Source organism: Lentzea flaviverrucosa, from assembly GCF_003350445.1.
Taxonomy (GTDB): Bacteria; Actinomycetota; Actinomycetes; order Mycobacteriales; family Pseudonocardiaceae; genus Lentzea; species Lentzea californiensis.
The window spans coordinates 487173-503406 of the sequence record NZ_QQAU01000004.1 but is presented as its reverse complement, the minus strand read 5'-3'; the positions used below and the strand labels follow the sequence as shown (position 1 = coordinate 503406).

22 protein-coding genes are annotated in these 16234 nt (G+C 68.9%); 5 read left to right on the top strand and 17 right to left on the bottom strand.

Annotated features, from left to right (window positions below):
• Positions 1–31 precede the first annotated feature (31 nt).
• Positions 32–256 (top strand): hypothetical protein, encoded by a 225-nt coding sequence (locus tag DFR72_RS16085; RefSeq protein ID WP_245983015.1) that lies wholly within the window; start codon positions 32–34, stop codon positions 254–256.
• Here the strand turns inward: DFR72_RS16085 and DFR72_RS16080 are convergent.
• The 11 genes from DFR72_RS16080 to DFR72_RS16030 all read right to left on the bottom strand — a co-directional run bounded on the left by DFR72_RS16080 (position 246) and on the right by DFR72_RS16030 (position 6955).
• On the bottom strand, positions 246–665 hold the full coding sequence (locus DFR72_RS16080) for a hypothetical protein (RefSeq protein ID WP_114773687.1): 420 nt from the start codon (positions 663–665) through the stop codon (positions 246–248). The two genes, DFR72_RS16085 and DFR72_RS16080, sit on opposite strands and share 11 nt — an antisense overlap.
• On the bottom strand, positions 631–1050 hold the full coding sequence (locus tag DFR72_RS16075) for a hypothetical protein (RefSeq protein WP_090065383.1): 420 nt from the start codon (positions 1048–1050) through the stop codon (positions 631–633). Before DFR72_RS16075 ends, DFR72_RS16080 begins: the two co-directional genes overlap by 35 nt.
• A gap of 44 nt (positions 1051–1094) precedes the next feature.
• Entirely contained in the window at positions 1095–1502 is a 408-nt protein-coding gene (locus DFR72_RS16070) for a hypothetical protein (protein ID WP_090065384.1), read from the bottom strand.
• A gap of 7 nt (positions 1503–1509) precedes the next feature.
• Positions 1510–2358, bottom strand: a complete 849-nt coding sequence (locus DFR72_RS16065; RefSeq protein WP_090065385.1) for a hypothetical protein — start codon at positions 2356–2358, stop codon at positions 1510–1512.
• Between the two features lie 43 nt (positions 2359–2401).
• Positions 2402–2821, bottom strand: coding sequence for a hypothetical protein (locus DFR72_RS16060; RefSeq protein ID WP_090065386.1), 420 nt, complete (start codon positions 2819–2821; stop codon positions 2402–2404).
• The gene (locus DFR72_RS16055) at positions 2815–3222 is read right to left on the bottom strand and encodes a hypothetical protein (RefSeq protein WP_090065387.1); all 408 of its coding nucleotides are present in this window, start codon (positions 3220–3222) and stop codon (positions 2815–2817) included. Before DFR72_RS16055 ends, DFR72_RS16060 begins: the two co-directional genes overlap by 7 nt.
• Before the next feature lie 92 nt (positions 3223–3314).
• The gene (locus DFR72_RS16050) at positions 3315–3692 is read right to left on the bottom strand and encodes a hypothetical protein (RefSeq protein ID WP_090065388.1); all 378 of its coding nucleotides are present in this window, start codon (positions 3690–3692) and stop codon (positions 3315–3317) included.
• Positions 3693–3734: 42 nt separating this feature from the next.
• Positions 3735–4100 (bottom strand): hypothetical protein, encoded by a 366-nt coding sequence (locus DFR72_RS16045; protein WP_143086697.1) that lies wholly within the window; start codon positions 4098–4100, stop codon positions 3735–3737.
• A gap of 16 nt (positions 4101–4116) precedes the next feature.
• The gene (gene sepH, locus DFR72_RS16040; RefSeq protein WP_090065390.1) at positions 4117–5052 is read right to left on the bottom strand and encodes a septation protein SepH; all 936 of its coding nucleotides are present in this window, start codon (positions 5050–5052) and stop codon (positions 4117–4119) included.
• 101 nt (positions 5053–5153) lie between these two features.
• Complete coding sequence (locus DFR72_RS16035; RefSeq protein ID WP_090065391.1) at positions 5154–6299, bottom strand: sensor histidine kinase; 1146 nt, start codon at positions 6297–6299, stop codon at positions 5154–5156.
• On the bottom strand, positions 6296–6955 hold the full coding sequence (locus tag DFR72_RS16030; protein ID WP_090065392.1) for a response regulator transcription factor: 660 nt from the start codon (positions 6953–6955) through the stop codon (positions 6296–6298). Before DFR72_RS16030 ends, DFR72_RS16035 begins: the two co-directional genes overlap by 4 nt.
• A gap of 88 nt (positions 6956–7043) precedes the next feature.
• On the opposite strand from DFR72_RS16030, the gene DFR72_RS16025 reads away from it, so the two are divergent.
• The 3 genes from DFR72_RS16025 to DFR72_RS16015 are packed head-to-tail and all read left to right on the top strand — an operon-like array spanning position 7044 to position 9237.
• Positions 7044–7541 (top strand): hypothetical protein, encoded by a 498-nt coding sequence (locus DFR72_RS16025; protein WP_090065393.1) that lies wholly within the window; start codon positions 7044–7046, stop codon positions 7539–7541.
• A gap of 8 nt (positions 7542–7549) precedes the next feature.
• The gene (locus DFR72_RS16020) at positions 7550–8590 is read left to right on the top strand and encodes a peptidoglycan-binding protein (protein WP_245983012.1); all 1041 of its coding nucleotides are present in this window, start codon (positions 7550–7552) and stop codon (positions 8588–8590) included.
• The gene (locus DFR72_RS16015) at positions 8587–9237 is read left to right on the top strand and encodes an ABC transporter ATP-binding protein (protein ID WP_090065395.1); all 651 of its coding nucleotides are present in this window, start codon (positions 8587–8589) and stop codon (positions 9235–9237) included. The genes DFR72_RS16020 and DFR72_RS16015 overlap by 4 nt, the downstream gene beginning before the upstream one ends.
• Before the next feature lie 6 nt (positions 9238–9243).
• Here the strand turns inward: DFR72_RS16015 and DFR72_RS16010 are convergent, their stop codons facing one another.
• The gene (locus DFR72_RS16010) at positions 9244–10452 is read right to left on the bottom strand and encodes an RNA-guided endonuclease InsQ/TnpB family protein (RefSeq protein ID WP_090065396.1); all 1209 of its coding nucleotides are present in this window, start codon (positions 10450–10452) and stop codon (positions 9244–9246) included.
• Between the two features lie 95 nt (positions 10453–10547).
• On the opposite strand from DFR72_RS16010, the gene DFR72_RS16005 reads away from it, so the two are divergent.
• The gene (locus DFR72_RS16005) at positions 10548–11660 is read left to right on the top strand and encodes an ABC transporter permease (RefSeq protein WP_090065805.1); all 1113 of its coding nucleotides are present in this window, start codon (positions 10548–10550) and stop codon (positions 11658–11660) included.
• Between the two features lie 61 nt (positions 11661–11721).
• On the opposite strand, the gene serC is transcribed toward DFR72_RS16005, so the two are convergent.
• From serC to DFR72_RS15980, 5 genes are all read right to left on the bottom strand, one after another.
• Positions 11722–12849, bottom strand: coding sequence for a phosphoserine transaminase (gene serC / locus DFR72_RS16000; RefSeq protein WP_090065397.1), 1128 nt, complete (start codon positions 12847–12849; stop codon positions 11722–11724).
• 112 nt (positions 12850–12961) lie between these two features.
• A complete protein-coding gene (locus tag DFR72_RS15995; RefSeq protein WP_090065398.1) occupies positions 12962–13564 on the bottom strand; it encodes a response regulator in 603 nt (200 codons plus the stop codon).
• A complete protein-coding gene (locus DFR72_RS15990; RefSeq protein ID WP_114773686.1) occupies positions 13561–14616 on the bottom strand; it encodes a sensor histidine kinase in 1056 nt (351 codons plus the stop codon). Before DFR72_RS15990 ends, DFR72_RS15995 begins: the two co-directional genes overlap by 4 nt.
• Complete coding sequence (locus DFR72_RS15985) at positions 14595–15392, bottom strand: ABC transporter permease (protein ID WP_090065400.1); 798 nt, start codon at positions 15390–15392, stop codon at positions 14595–14597. Before DFR72_RS15985 ends, DFR72_RS15990 begins: the two co-directional genes overlap by 22 nt.
• Positions 15389–16213, bottom strand: a complete 825-nt coding sequence (locus DFR72_RS15980) for an ABC transporter ATP-binding protein (protein WP_090065401.1) — start codon at positions 16211–16213, stop codon at positions 15389–15391. The genes DFR72_RS15985 and DFR72_RS15980 overlap by 4 nt, the downstream gene beginning before the upstream one ends.
• Positions 16214–16234: the final 21 nt, after the last annotated feature.

The following is a 16234-nucleotide window of genomic DNA, read 5'->3' as shown; positions in this document are numbered from 1 at the left end:
TTAGGTCGAGGTCAAGGGCACGATGAACACCATGACGCGGTTTCTGCGGACCGAGCAGACGATGGCGTTTCCACACGGACGGCTCATCGCCTCACACGGCGGAGTGAACTTCGTCCTGGCTCCGGACGGCTGGGACCGGCTCGCGGGCGAGCGCCCCAGACACGCCGTGCTCGTCTCCCGCGAGGACGCGGAGGACTGGTGCGAACGAGAGGGCTGGGACCTGCACCTGCTCGACGAGGTACCTGCTACTTCTTGAAGGTGAACAGGCCGACCAGCCCGTAGGCGACGGCCGCGAGCAACGCCTCGGCGTGGTGCCGGTTGGTGAACCACGCGATGGCGGGTTCGTGGACCTTGAAGTAGAGCCCGACGCCCAGCACGATCGGCCCGAGCAGGATGATCGGCCACACCGGCCGCACCCCGAAGACCCACAGCACCGGCCCGGCCAGCACCAGCGACGACACGAGCGCGAGCGGCAGCCCGATCAGCACGAGCAGCAGGAACGTCGACATCGACGTGCTGTCGAGCCACGACTTCAGGAAGCCCGACTCGTACGCCCACGTCCACCCGAGCACCAGCCCGGCCCCGACGGCCATCGACAGGACGACCCGGAACAACAGCCGGCGTCCTGCCCTACCCGTCTTGCCCGCGGTGCTCTGCTCCGTCACGCCGCCCACCGTAACCACCGGTCACCGCAGCAGCCAAGGCGTAGCCGATCCCGGTCGTGATCGTGACCACCAGCACGCTGTCGTTCTCCGACGGCCGCAGACGCATCCCCACGGCGGTCAGCCCGGCGGCCAGCGCCAGCACGAACGAGACCACCGGCCCCAGGACCGCGGTCGGCCAGACGGGCCTCCACCGGGCCAGCCTCAGCAGCGCCCAGACAACGACCGCCCACACGACCGCCGAGATCGGTGCCACCCACAGGAAGATGAGACCCACACATCCCATCGCGCTGGTGCCCACGCACAGGGACTTACCGATGGGGACGAACGACATCGACCACGCGGCCGCGCACAAGGCCCCCACCACCGCCGCCGTGACCACCCTCATGGCTGGAGCATGACGATCCGCAGGACGCACGGCCATGCGCAGAACTACGCAACCGGCGTCTCGCCCTGCCCGCGATGATTTCCGGCCACCTTGGCGGCCAAGGCGTACCCGACCGCCGCCGAGAACGGGACGAGGACGAAGACGAACCACCGGGGCGGCGACAGCAGGGGCATCGCCGAACCGAGTGCGAAAGCCAGCACGATTGCGAACGACGTCCCCGCGAGAACCGTCGGCCAGGCCGGCGAGTACCGCGCGAGCCGCAGCAGTCCCCACGCCGCGACCACCCAGAGGACCAGCAGCGCCGGGGCCACGCAGAGCAGCACGAAGAAAGTGCACGACAACCCTGTGCCGTCGCACGGCAGGTCGAACGCGGATTGGACCGAGGAGAACCAACCAGCCCCGCACAACGCCCCCACCATCGCAGCGACCAGCATCGCCGAGAGCCCCCTCATGGGCAGATCATGACGATCGGGCGGCCGTCTCACCAGGGGCTGAACGGCTGGTGACCGCACCTGCCGGTCGAACGTCGTCGCGAGCGCGAGACGTCGTCACCACCGCCCCCAGGGCGTAGGCGAAGGCGGCCAGCAGCACCGTGACCACGCGCAGCACCTCGACCTCGAGCGAGAACATGCCGAGGACGCCGGCGCAGACGCCGAGCACGGCCCACAGCACGAAGCCGGCCCACGCGGCGGCCCCTCCGCGCCCGGCGCCGAACAACACGAGCCCACCCGCGGTCAGGCCGCTGCCGACGAGCATCCAGATCGGCAGGGTGGAGAACTCGAAGCTCGTCCCGTAGTACGCGGAACGGTGCTCGGAGAACATGCCCTGGAGGCAGAACCCGGCGACCGCGCCGGACACCGCCCCCACCGTGCCACGCCGGAGCGGAGTCACGCTGACCGTCCTGGACAGGCGCGCGACGCCGGTGCCCAACGAGGCGATCGTGTAGGCGAGGCAGGGCACGATCACCGCCGCGTACGCCTTGAACCGCAGGTCGTCTTCCCGGTACAGGTAGAGGTAGGAGGCATCGACGTAGAGGGCCGACAGGCCCAGCACCACCCACAGCCCGCTGCCGATCGCGGCCGTCCACCAGCCGCGTTCCAGGCACCCCAACCGGAAACCGGACGTGATCAGCACAGCCGCCAAGAACATCCATGACAGCAAGAACGACGGGAACAGCAGCAAGACCGCACCACCGCACCCCGTGCGGCCGGGCTCGTCGCAGTACCAGGCGAACGCGTACACGGTCAGCAGAAGACCGGCGCCGGCCATCGCCCCGGCCACCGCCCCGACGACAGCGCGCAGCAACATGCGCCTACAGGTACCTGATCAAGCCGCCTGAGCGGGCGGGCCTTCACGAACCCTCCACAGCACCTTCACCGGTGCGCAGGCCATCCCCGGCAGCACGACTCCGCCCGGTCAGCGCGGCCGCCAGCGCGAAAGCCACGACCGGCACGGCGGACACGACGAGTTGCATGTTCGCGACGTCGACCACGGCGCCCGCCACCCACAGGACCGGCCAGAAGGTGCATCCGAGCCCGGACGCGGACCAAGCGCGAGGAAGTGCGAACAACGCGAGCACCGCCGCCAGGACCAGCCCCGCCACGACGGCCCAGCACACGGGCAGGAAGAACATCGCGACGCTGTACCACTTGTCGCAGATCCGGCCACCCAGTTCGGGGCACTCCGCAGGGATCACCCACGACCAGCCCAGGTGACCCGCGATTCCGGCGACCGCGCCGGCGAAGGCACCGATCAGCGCCCGCGTTAGCACCGCTGCGCCCGCCCCACCGCCAGCGCGGCGACCGCGTAGGCGACGCACGCCGCGACCACCGCAGCCGTTGCGATGACGGGACCGCGTTCCGCCTGGTACAGGTCGGCGTGTTCGTAGATCGCGTAGAGGGTCGTCGCGACCAGCGCGACCCACAGCACGGCGGCGGTCCCCGCCGCCCACCACCCGCGTCGCTGCCGCAGGAGGCGGAACCCGGCCACGACGAGCATCCCGGCGGCAACCACCCAGAACAGGAACTGGAGCGGGATCAGCAGCGGGAGCTCACCGCACAGGGTGCGGCCCGACCCGACGGTGCAGTACCGGCCCGTCAGGGTCATGGTCGACAGGAACCCGAAGCCCGCCACGGCTCCGATGACGGCCCCGAGAACAGTGCGCGACAACATGTGCCCAGAGCTACCTGATCATGGCCGTGACCGGCCTGATCTTCACGAACCTTCCACAGCACCTTCACGACGCGCACCCGTGAGCACGGCGATCACGCGTGCCTGGGCCGGCGCCCGATGAGTGCTCCTGCCAGCCCGAAGGCGACGACGGGAACACCGATGCCGACGTAGTCCCTCGTGGCTCCGAGGAGCAGGAACCCGAACGCCGCGAACGGCCAGAGCAGGCACCCGAGCCCGGCGGTCGATCCGGCGTGAGGGAGTTTCACCAGCTTGAGCCCGGCGAACAGGAGCAGTCCGCCGGCGATCGCCCAGCCGATCGCGTACGCCGTCGGGAAGATGAGGTGTTCCGGGCCGCATCTCCGGTCGGTGACGGAGAGGCAGGCGGGCGACAGCGACAACCGCCAGGTCAGATGCCAGCCGACCGCGGTGAAGAGCCCGGCACTCGCCCCTGCAACAGCGCGCAACCCCATGCGCCCAGAGCTACCTGATCATGGCCGTGACCGGCCTGATCTTCACGAACCTTCCACAGCACCTTCACGACGCGCACCCGTGAGCACGGCGATCAACGCGTACAGCGCGGCGAACACCGCGAAGGCGAGAAAAGTCATCCCCAGCAACAACACCATCGCCACCACGGCCATGAGGGTCGCGGGCACGGCGACCAGCCATGCCCGCGACACGCTCAACGCACGCAGTGCGAAACCACCCACGACCGCTCCGAGCACCGCGAACACCGGTGCGGCGATCACGAATGCCTGGAGGCAGCCCCAGTCGTCCTTCGAGCAGACAGCGCCCGAGGCGAGGAGCTCGAACATTCCCCACCAGGCAAGCCCGAGGAGTGCACCCACTCCGGCAGCCAGCGCGACACGACGTCCCATGGCGGCAGCGTCTCACTCAGCGGTTCGACCGCACGCCCAGTAAAACGTCCTCCCACGAAGGAACGATGGGGTGGTTCTTCTTCCCCCTCTTCGGGGGAGGGTCCTTGCGGACCGGCTTCTCGGCTGCGGGCTCCTGCTCCTTCACCGGCGGTGGAGGAGCAGGAGCGGGCTCCGGCTCGGGCAGCTTCTCCTGGACCGGCTTCTCGGCCACGGCCGGAGCCGCTACCGGAGCCGCCACGGGGGCAGTCGCCTGAGCCGGGACCTGCAGTGGTTCCTCGTCGAGCAGGATCGGCGGGATGGCCGGAGTCGCCTCCAGTGCCTGCCGCGCGAGCTGCGTCACCGGGCGCACCGTGCGCAGCGTCCGGTTCGGGTTCGGATCCATCAGGTCGACGGCGACGTCGTCGAGCGCCGTGACCGTGCCGCCCTGCGCACCGGGGTGGAACGCCCAGTGCGCGCGGTTGTCCGAGCGCCCGGTCTTCCAGTGCAGCTGCACGATCCAGCGACCGTCGTCGCCCTTCCACGAGTCCCAGCTCGTGTCGGACAGGTCGTGCCCGCGCTGGCCGAACGAGTGCGCGACGACCTCGCCGAGCGTCTGCACGTCCGGGCCGTCCTCACGGACCGGGTGCGCGCGCTGGGCCATGTCGGCCGTGCGCGAACGCTCCAGCAGAACGGGGTAGGCGAAGCGCTCGATGCGATTGGCCGGCATGCCGGAGGCGGCGGCGACCTGCTCGATCGACTCGCCGGAACGGATGCGGGCCTGGATCTCCCGGGGCCGCATCTGGGCCTCGCCGGACTCGATCTGCATCTGGCCGAGGCGCGCCAGATCACCGCGCAGGGCCGCCCGAAGACGCTCGTCTGCGGGGAGCGTGAAGCGCTCGCCGCGGTGTTCGGGGTCCTCGAGGATGACGGACTTGCCGTCCTCGTCGAGCCCGATGACTCGCAGCGCTCGCATCGTGGCCTCCCTGAATTCGCACCTCGCCAGCAGACAACGTTAGGACAACGAGCCCCCGATGAGTGGGAGACTCGCCGATATCTATACGTGATCTTGCCAGTTCACGAGGGTTGCCGCACTCCCGTTTCCGGAAGGTTCACCTGGACCACGAGACCTCCTCCTCCGTTCGGACGAGCCTTCGCCGCGCCCTGGTGCGCCCTCGCCACGGACTGCACGATCGACAGCCCGAGGCCGGATCCGGCGGTCCCGGTGCGGTCCCGGAGCCGGCGGAACGGCTCGAACAATCCGGGTACTGCCTGGGCAGGCACGGTGGGACCGGTGTTGGTGACGACCAGTTCTCGATCAAGCTCCACCGACACGGAACCGCCCGGCTTGTTGTAGAGGACGGCGTTGCGCAACAGGTTGCCGACGAGCTGCGCGAGTAAGACCGGGTCGCCGTCGACCAGATACCTGCGAGTCCGAACCGCAAACGTGACCTTTTTCTCCGAAGCCAGCGCCGCGCAGGACTCGATCTCGTCGTCGATCACCTCGTCCAGCCACACCAGCTCACGGTTGGCGAGGCCGCGGTCACTGCGAGCGAGCAGCAACAGCCCGTCGATGAGCTTCTCGCTCCGCTCGTTCGTGTCGAGCAGGTGCGTGCCGAGACGGCGCATGTCGTCGTTCGCGTCCGGTGCGGCCAGCGCCACCTCGATCAACGTCCGCTGCACGGCCAGTGGCGTGCGCAGCTCGTGCGAGGCGTTCGCGACGAACCGCTTCTGGCTGTCGAACGACGACGCGAGCCGGTCGAGCATCCCGTCGAAGGTGTCCGCGAGCTCCTTCAGCTCGTCCGGCGGCCCGTCCAGCTCGATGCGCTGGTCCAGGCGCTCGGCCTCCAGCCGGTGCGCGGTCGACGTGATCGAGTGCAGCGGCGCCAGCACCCGTCCGGCCACCACCCAGCCGAGCCAGACGGCGAGCACGGCGGCGAACAGCAGAGCGATGATCGACTGCCAGAGGACCGAGCTCATCGTGTTGGCCCTGGCCTGGTCGCCGCTGACCACCAGGGTGTCGGCGGGGAGCTGCGCCGCTTCCATCGTCGCGTAGCCCGTGACCGGCTGCAGTTCCGTGGAGGGGATCCCCCGTGTGATCGCGATGCCCGCGTCCACCGGGAAGAACTCGGCCAGCAGCCAGTAGTTGAGCCCGACCAGCGCGACCCCCGCGATCAGGAACACCCCGCCGTACCAGGCCGTCAGCCTGGTCCGCAGCGTCATGAGCCGAACCGGTAGCCGGCGCCGGGCACGGTCTCGATGACCTGCGGCGCGCCCAGCTTGCGGCGCAGCGTCATCACCGCCACCCTCACGGCGTTGGTGAACGGGTCCGCGTGCTCGTCCCAGGCCTTCTCCAGCAGCTCCTCGGGACTCACCACGTTGCCCTCGGCCCGCATCAGCACCTCCAGCACCGCGAACTCCTTGGGGGACAAGGGCAGGAAGGCACCGTCGCGCGACGCCTGGTGGCGCGGCAGGTCCAGCGTCACGCCCGCCCGCACCAGCACCGGCGGCAAAGCGGGACGGGCCCGGCGGCCCAGCGCCTGCACGCGGGCCACGAGCTCGGCGAACGCGAACGGCTTGGTCAGGTAGTCGTCGGCGCCGAGCCCGAGCCCGGCCACCCGGTCGTCCACCTCGGCCGCCGCCGTCAGCATCAGCACCCGCGCCTCACCTCCGGTCGCGTGCACCGCCTTGCACACCTCGTCACCGTGCACGAGAGGCAGGTCGCGGTCGAGCACCACCACGTCGTACGCGTGCACCCCCACCCGTTCCAACGCCGCTTCGCCGTCGTAGCAGACGTCGACCGCCATCGAGTACCTGCGCAACCCCTCGGCGATCGTGTCCGCGAGCAGCTGTTCGTCCTCGACCACCAGCACACGCATGACGCTATTTTCCGCGCAACGGGCATAAGCGCCGGATAAGGCCTTTCGCTTAACGCCGCCGAATGACGCCCTCCGTAGACCTGTCCCCATGAAATCCACCATCGCAGTGTTGCTGGGCCTGCTCCTGGCGCTCACCGCCTGCGGGTCGAAAGAGCAGCCCGCCGGGGCTCAGAAGGACGAGAAGGGCGACATGGTCAAGTTCGCCCAGTGCATGCGGGAGAACGGCGTCGACATGCCGGACCCGAAGACGAGCGAGGACGGCGGCGGCATCGTGATCGAGGCGATGCCCGGCGGCGACGCCGCGTCCATCGACGAGGACAAGATGAAGACCGCCCACGAGGCCTGCAAGGAGCACCTGCCCAACGGCGGCGAGATGAAGCCGCCGTCACCGGAGGAGCAGGACAAGATGCGCCAGCAGGCGAAGTGCATGCGCGACAAGGGACACGACTGGCCCGACCCGTCGTTCGAGGGTGGCGGCACGGCCGAGGTCAGGGAGTTCCCGAACTTCGACGACGACAAGGTCAAGCAGGACATGAAGGACTGCGGCCTCGGTGAGGGCATGGTCGCTGCGAGGCCCGTCGGATGAAGCGCCAGGTGAACAGGAAGCTCCTCGTCGCCGTGCTCGTCGCCGCGGTGGTGCTCGGCACGGGCGGGGTCGTGGTGCTCACGAGAATCGCGTCCAACCAGGCCAGCGCCGCGCCGCTGCAGAACGACCCGTCGAAGACCACACAGGTCAAGAAGACGAACCTGGCCGACCAGCAGTCGGTGACCGGCCAGCTCGGCTTCGGCGCGGAACGAGCGCTGGCCAGCCGGAAAAGCGGCACCGTCACCGGGCTGCCGAACCAGGGCGCCGTCATCGACCAGGGCAAACCGGTGTTCCACTCGGACGCCAAACCGGTGCCGCTGTTCTACGGCACGATGCCGCTCTACCGCGACCTCGAAGCGGGCATGCCGAACGGACCCGACGTCAAGGTGGTGGAGGAGAACCTCGCCGCACTCGGGTTCTCCGACTTCGGCGCCCCCGATGAGAAGTTCACCTCGTACACGGCCTCCGCGCTGAAGAAGTGGCAGAAGGCCAACGGCCTGGAGCAGAACGGGAAACTCGGCTCCGGTGACGTGATCGTCCAGCCGGGAGCGATCCGCGTCTCGTCCCTGTCGGCCCAGCTCGGCGCACCCGCCGGCGGCGACCTCATGAAGGTCACCGGCACCGAGCGCGCGGTGACCGTCGAGTTGGAACAGTCCAAGCAGCGCCTCGCCAAGCAGGGCGAGAAGGTCGAGCTGTCGATCACCGGCGGCAAGCCGACCACCGGCACCATCACCGGCGTCACCCGCAACCCCGGCGACCCGAACCAGGGCCAGAAGCCGAAGCTCGTCCTCACGATCTCCGTCGACGACCCCAAGGCAGCCGAGGGCATCGAGAGCGGCAACGTCACCGCGTTGTTCACGGTGTCGAAGAAGCAGAACGTGCTCGCGGTCCCGATCGGCGCACTCCTCGCGCTCAACGAGGGCGGCTACGGCGTGGTCACCGACGACGGCAAGACCATCCCGGTCACCGTCGGCATCTTCGCCAAGGGCCAGGTCGAGGTGCAGGGCGAGGGCCTGCGCGAGGGCATGAAGGTGGTGACCACCGAGTGATCACCGTCGACCACGCGAGCCGGACGTATCCCGGTGGTGTGCAGGCGTTGCGCGACGTCTCCCTGACCGTCGGGGGCGGGGAGATGCTCGCGATCGTGGGACCGTCCGGCTCGGGGAAGTCGACGCTGCTGCACCTGATGGGCACGCTCGACAAGCCGACGACGGGCAGGGTCGAGATCGACGGCAACGACATCTCCACCCTGTCGGACAACGCCTTGTCGGCGCTGCGGGCGCGCACCATCGGGTTCGTGTTCCAGCAGTTCTTCCTCACCGACGGGCTGTCCGCGATCGAGAACGTGGCCTCCGGACTCGTCTACGCCGGTGTGCCGCGGTCGAAGAGGCGGTCCATGGCGATGTCCGCTTTGGACAGGGTCGGCCTGATCCACCGCGCGCTGCACAAGCCGCACGAGCTGTCCGGCGGTGAACGGCAGCGGGTCGCGATCGCGCGGGCCGTGGTGAACACGCCGGGGATCCTGCTGGCCGACGAGCCGACCGGGAACCTGGACACGAAGAACGGCGCGGGCGTGCTGGAGTTGCTGGAGAGCCTCAACTCCGACGGCACGACGATCGTGATGATCACGCACGACCGGGACATCGCGGCGTGGGCGCCGCGCCGCGTCGAGGTCCGCGACGGGGTGATCGTTTGACTTCGCTCACGAACCGGAACTTCGGCCGCGCGCTTCCTGTTCCACCACCGATCGCGGAAGGGGTGACCCTTGCCGTCTGACATCAGCTCCGCAGGCATCGCCCGGGGCGTCTCGGGCTACGGCTCGACCAGCCGCAAGGATGTTCTTCGCCGCGTTGAAGTCCCGGTCGCGCCGGGTGCGGCAGCTCGGACACGTCCAGTGCCGGGCGGAAAGCTTCGACTCGACGAGCAGGTACTCGCAGTTCGAGCAGGTCTTGCTGGAGGGGTACCAGCGGTCGATCACGACCAGCGTGCGACCGGCTCGTTCACACTTGTACTCGAGCTGCCGCCGAAACTCGCCCCGACCGGCATCGGAGATGGCACGGGAGAGCCGGCGGTTGCGGACCGTGCCCGCGACGTTGAGGTCTTCGACCGCGACCATGTCCGCCGACCGCACCAGCGCGGTGCTGGTGCGATGCAGGAAGTCCCGCCGCGCGTTGCGGACCTTGCGATGGGTACGAGCGACCTCGGCCTTGGCTTTGTGCCGGTTGTTGCTGCCGCGTTGACACCGAGCAAGTCCGCGCTGGTGGCGGGCAAGGCTTCTGGCTTTGCGGGCCAGGTTCCGCGGAGTGGCGATCCGGACGCTGTCACTGGTCGTCAGGAAGGTCGCCAGTCCGAGGTCGAGCCCGATCGCGCGGCTCGTGGGTTGAGGGACAGCAGGCTTGGGAACGTCCATCGCGAAGCTCACGTACCAGGGGCCATCAGGCTCGCGGGACGCAATCACCGTCGTGGGATCCAGTTCGGTGACGTCGATGTGGCTGAAGGACCAGATGAACCGCAGCGGCGAGCTCGTCTTGGCCAGGACGAGCGAACCGTCGCGCATCCGGAACGCCGATCTGGTGTGGTGCGCGCTCTGACGGGCCGTCCGCGATTTGAACCTCGGGTAGCGAGTACGTCCGGAGAAGAAGTTCTGGAACGCCGCCTGTTGATGCCGCAACGTTTGCTGCAACGGCACACAAGACACCTCCGACAGGAACGCGAGTTCTTCACCTCGCCTCCGCGTAGTCAGCGTGGCGCTTGTCCCTCTGTGCGACGTGGGTGCGTTTTCGGTGTGGTAGCGGCGGGTCCGTTCGCTCAACGTCTTGTTCCACACCAGACGCACGCACCCGAGGGTGCGCGACAGCACCGCGGCTTTTTCAGGGGTCGGGTAGGCCCGGCATTTGTACGCCGTTCGCACGAAAGACAACTCACTGGGAACGACATGACTGGTTGGACGCAGGCTTTCGTCGGGAGGGCGTTGTGATCGACCTCCTCCGTCTCGGCTTCTTCGGCATGCGGACCCGCCCGATCCGCGCGGTGCTGTCCGCCCTGGGCATCGCGATCGGCATCGCCGCCGTGGTCGCGGTCGTAGGCATCCCGGCCTCCAGTGCGGCGGCGCTGAACGAGAAGATGTCCAAGCTGGGCACCAACCTCCTGACCGCCGCGCCGGGCCAGGACTTCTTCGGCCAGGACGCGAAGCTGCCGGAGACAGCGGTGCCGATGGCCAAGCGGATCGGCGCGGTGTCGGCGGCCAGCGCCACCGGCAAGCTCTCCGCGAGCGTCCGCAAGAACGACCTCGTGCCGTCGAGCGACACGCTCGGGCTGCAGGTGCAGGCGGCGGAGAAGGACCTGCTCGAGGTCCTGAACGCCGAGGTCCGCAAGGGCCGGTGGCTGTCGCCGGGCGAGAAGTCGGTGGTGCTCGGGGGTACCGCGGCCTCACGCCTGGGCGTGGAGGAGCCCGGTGTGCAGCTGTGGCTCGACGGGCAGTGGTTCACCGTCGTCGGCATCCTCGGGCCGTTGCCGCTCTCCCCGGAGATCGACAGGTCCGCGCTGATCGGCTGGGAGGCGGCCAAGGAGGCGTTCGGGTTCGAGGGCAACGCGAACACGGTCTACGTGCGCACGTCCCCGGACCAGGTCGACAACGTCCGCAACCTGCTCGGGCCGACGCTGAACCCGCAGAAGTCCAACGAGGTCAAGGTTTCCCGGCCGTCCGAGGCGCTGGAAGCGCAGCAGCTGGCCGAGAGTTCCTACAACGCGCTGTTCCTGGGCTTGGGCGGAGTCGCGTTGTTGGTGGGTGGCGTCGGCGTGGCGAACACGATGGTGATCTCGGTGCTGGAACGGCGCAGGGAGATCGGTCTGCGGCGGGCGCTCGGGGCGACCCGGCGGCAGATCCGGTGGCAGTTCCTGACCGAGTCGGTGCTGCTGTCGGGCCTCGGCGGACTGGTCGGCGTGATCGTGGGAATCGCGGTCACGGCCGGGTATTCGATCAGTCAGCAATGGCCCGCGGCACTGCCGTGGCCGGCCCTGCTCGGGGGAGTGGGCTCGGCGATCCTCATCGGCGCCATCGCCGGCGTCTATCCCGCGGTGCGGGCGGCACGCCAGTCGCCCACGGAGGCGCTTGCCTGAAAAAGCCCTGGGGTGCACCGACAAGTGAGTCGGTGCACCCCAGGCTGCTACTTCAGGAACTTCAGAGCTGGCCGACGACCCAGTCGATCGCCTCGGTCAGGATCGTGACGTCGTTCGGCTCGATGGCCGGGAACATCGCGACGCGCAGCTGGTTCTTGCCGAGCTTGCGGTACGGCTCGACGTCCACGATGCCGTTGGCGCGCAGCACCTTCGCCACGACGGCGGCGTCGACCTCGTCGGAGAAGTTGATCGTGCCGACGACCTGCGAGCGGTCAGCGGCCTTCTCGACGTACGGCGTGGTGTACGCGGTCTTCTCGGCCCAGGAGTACAGGCGGTCGCTGCTGTCCTTCGTGCGCGCGACGGACCAGTCGAGGCCACCGTTGCCGTTGATCCAGTCGATCTGGTGCGCCAGCAGGAAGAGCGTGGCGACCGACGGCGTGTTGTACGTCTGGTCCTTGGTGGAGTTGTCGAGCGCGGTCGGCAGCGACAGGAACTCCGGCACCCAGCGGTCCTTGAGCTCCTCGACGCGGGCGAGAGCGGCCGGCGACATCAGCGCGAGCCACAGGCCGCCGTCCGAGGCGAACGACTTCTGCGGCGCGAAGTAGTAGACGTCGAAGTCCTCGGCCTTGACCGGCAGGCCGCCGGCGCCGGACGTCGCGTCGATCGCGATCAGCGCGTCGCCGGAGCCCTCGATGCGCGTGACGGGCATCGCGACACCGGTCGAGGTCTCGTTCTGCGCCCAGCCGACCAGGTCGGCGCCCTCGGCGTAGAAGAGCTCGGGGGAGGTGCCCGGCTCGGCCTTGGTGACCAGCGAGTCCTTCAGGAACGGCGCGGTCTGCGTGACCTTCGCGAACTTGGAGGAGAACTCACCGTTGGTGAAGTGCTGCGCGGTCTCGCGGACCAGTCCGAACGACGCCGCGTCCCAGAACGCCGTGGTGCCACCGTTGCCGAGCACGACCTCGTAGCCGTCGGGCAGCTGGAACAGGTCGCGCAGTCCGGAGCGGACGCGGCCGACGAGGTTCTTGACGGGCTTCTGCCGGTGGGACGTGCCGAGCAGCGCCGCACCCTCGGAAGCGAGGGCCGCGACGGCCTCGGGACGCACCTTGGACGGTCCACAGCCGAAGCGGCCGTCAGACGGCTTGAGCTCGGCGGGAAGCACCAACGAGGTCGGATCGGCGGTCTGGGTCATGTGGTCACGCCTCCGGGGCGATTGACGAGCTTCAGGGACCTGACCGGCGCCGTTGCCGGAGTTCACAGTGTTGCAGGAGGGTAGCCGGGAGGTGTCAACCGGGTGTCCTGCGTCACTGCAACATGCCTCGATCCAGGGCTGTGGTGACCGCGGCCGTGCGGTCCGAGACGCCCAGCTTGTTGAACACCCGCAGCAGATGCGTCTTCACGGTCGCCTCCGAGATGAACAGCGTCCGGCCGATCTCGACGTTGGACATCCCCTTGGCGACCAACTTCAGCACCTCCGCCTCGCGCGCTGATAGAGGCGGGGTGCGGACCTGCCCGACGACCTTCGCGACCATCGACGGCGCCAGCACGGTCTCGCCGCGCGACGCCGCCCGGATGGCGGCGATGAGGTCCTCGGTCGTCGAGTCCTTGAGCAGGTACCCGGACGCGCCGGCCTCGACCGCGCGAAGGATGTCCGAATCCGTCTCGTACGTGGTGAGCACCAGGACGCGCGGCCCGGTCCCGACGATCTTCGCGGTCGCGGCCACACCGTCCATCTCGGGCATCCGCAGGTCCATCAGCACGACGTCCGGCTTCAGCAGCGCGGCCTTCTCAATGCCTTCCTGGCCCGAACCGGCATCGCCGACGACCTCCAGGTCGTCCGCGACGAGCATGCCCTTCAAGCCCTGGCGCACCACCGGGTGGTCGTCCACCAGCAGGATCCTGATCACAGCGGTACCTCCACCAGCACTGACGCTCCCTCGTCCGAGGACAGCGAGAGCGTCCCACCCACCTGTTCCAGCCGTGCGCGCATGCCCCGCAGGCCGAAGCCCTCCGGCGCGTCGCCGAACCCGCGGCCGTCGTCGCGCACCTCCAGCGAGACACCGTCCTCGTCGAACCTCATCACGACGTCGACCCGCGACGCCCCGGAGTGCCTGGCCACGTTGGTCAGCGCCTCCTGGACGGTCCGCAGCAGCACCACCTCGGCCGAGGTCTGCAGCCCCACCGGATCGCCGATGACCCGGAAGGAGGACTCCAGCTCCACGCCGTTCACCAGCCGCCGCAACGCCTCCTCCAGCGACGAACCGTCCAAAGGCGACGGTGCGTTGGACGCGACCAGGGCCCGTGCCTCGCGCAGGTTCTCCCGCGCGGTCCGCAACGCCAGCTCGACGTTCGGCTGCGCGCCCTGCAGCAGCGTGATGATCGACGTGAAGCCCTGCGCGAGCGTGTCGTGGATCTCGCCTGCCCAGCGGGCCCGTTCGGCCTCGATGGTGAGCGCTTCGATCCGGTTGAGCAGCTCGGCGCGTTGCCTGCTCTGCTCGGACATGCGGCTGATCGCCCAGCCGAACGCCTGGGAGAACGCGATGATCAGCAGCGCGGCCGGCCAGGGCAGTGCGGGCACGGCACCGGCGGCCCAGGTCAGGATCTGCGGCGTGAACACGAACAGCGCCATCGGCCAGAACGCCCACGCGACCGGCAGCACCATGTAGATCTGCGGGACCAGGCCGAACAGGGCAAAGGTCGCGTTGCCGCTGAACCACACCGCCGGGGCGAACGTGGCGAGCGAACCGGCCGCGTAGACCAAGCCGCGCCAGTCGTCGTCAGCGCGGTTGACCAGCTTCTTGCCGTAGAGCAGGAACCACACGCCGTTCAGGGACAACAACCCCGCCGCCGACAGCCGGTCGGCGAGGGTGTTGTTGTCGATCAGGATCAGCACGAGCGCGGTGGCCTGGGTGATCGCGAAGAGCACGTACCAGGTGATCAGCGACTGGTGTTGCTCCACTTGAAAGTCCTGCTGACGAGAACCAGGCCCACGATCGTCCACGCCCCCAGCACCAGCGCGATCTTGCCCAGCTCCCATGATCCCGCCGCCTCCATGACCGCGTAGTCGTCGTTCAGTGCGAACACCGAGCGGAAACCCTGACACACCCACTTGAGCGGGAAGAACGAACCCACCGTGCGCAGCGACTCGGGCAGCGCCATCTGCATGATGAACACACCGCTGAGGAACTGCAGCACGATGTACGGCAGGTTCAGCACGCCCGCCGCGCTGCGGGTGGACTTCGCGATCGAGCTCAGCGCGACGCCGATCAGCGAGCACGAGATCACACCGAGGACGAAGACCCAGGCGAACGTGAACCACTTCTCCGCGCTGGCCGGCAGTTCGACGTCGAACCGCAGGATGCCGACGACCAGCAGCAGCACGGCCTCGAAGAGGCTGGACACGAAGACCAAGATGATCTTGCCGATGAAGTAGGACGTGAACGGCATCGGTGTGCCGCGCAGGCGCTTCAGCGTGCCGTCCTCGCGGTCGGCCACGACGCTCATGCCGAGTCCGACGAACGACGTCGAGATGATGCCGGCGCCGATCATGCTGGCCGCGAACATCTGCGCGGCGGCGGGTTCCTTCACGTACACGGTGCCCAGCAGCAGCATCAGCAGCGCGGGCAACGAGACCGTGAAGATGAGGTTCTCCCTCTGCCGGAAGAACTCCCGCAGCTCGGTCGCACCCCTCGAGAGACCGAGCGACAGGGTTCCGGGCAACGTTGCGGTGGTCACGCGATCAGCTCCAGGTAGACGTCTTCCAGCGACGGGCGGGTGACGGTGAGTTCGGCGAGCTCGCCGTGCCTCGACAGCTCGGCGATCGTCTTGGCGGGCTCGGAGGTGCGGATCTCCTGGTAGCCCCGGTCGGACAGCCAGCGCACGGTCGCGTCGGCGTGTGCCCGGCCGCCGAGCGTCTGCGGCGTGCCCTCGGCGACGACCCGGCCGCCCGCGAGCACCGCCACGCGGTCCGCGAGCGCTTCCGCCTCGTCGAGGTAGTGCGTGGTCAGCAGGATCGTGGTGCCCTCGGTGGCCAGCCGCTTGATCAGGTTCCAGAACTGGCGGCGTGCCTCGGGGTCGAAGCCGGTGGTCGGCTCGTCCAGGAACATCAGCTCCGGGCGGCCGATGATGCCGAGCGCCACGTCCAGGCGGCGCCGCTGGCCACCGGAGAGCGTGCCGCCGCGGGACTTGGCCTTCTCGGTGAGCCCGACGAGGTCGATGACCTCTTCCGGGTCACGCGGGTTCGCGTAGTACTTGGCGTAGTGGTGCACGGCTTCGCGGACCGTGAGGTTCGCGGCGTCGGTCGCGCTCTGCAGGACGATCCCGAGCTTCGCGCGCCACTCCCTGCCCGCCTCGGCCGGGTCGGCGCCGAGCACGCTGACCTCGCCGGCGTCGCGGTCGCGGTGACCCTCCAGGATCTCGACGCTCGTGGTCTTGCCCGCACCGTTCGGGCCGAGCACGGCGAACACCTCACCGCGGGCGACGTCGAGATCCACCCCCGCCACCGCCTGGTGGCCCTTGTAGGCCTTCTTCAGGCCCCTCACTCGGATCGCGTTCATGGGACAAATCCTGCGTTTTGG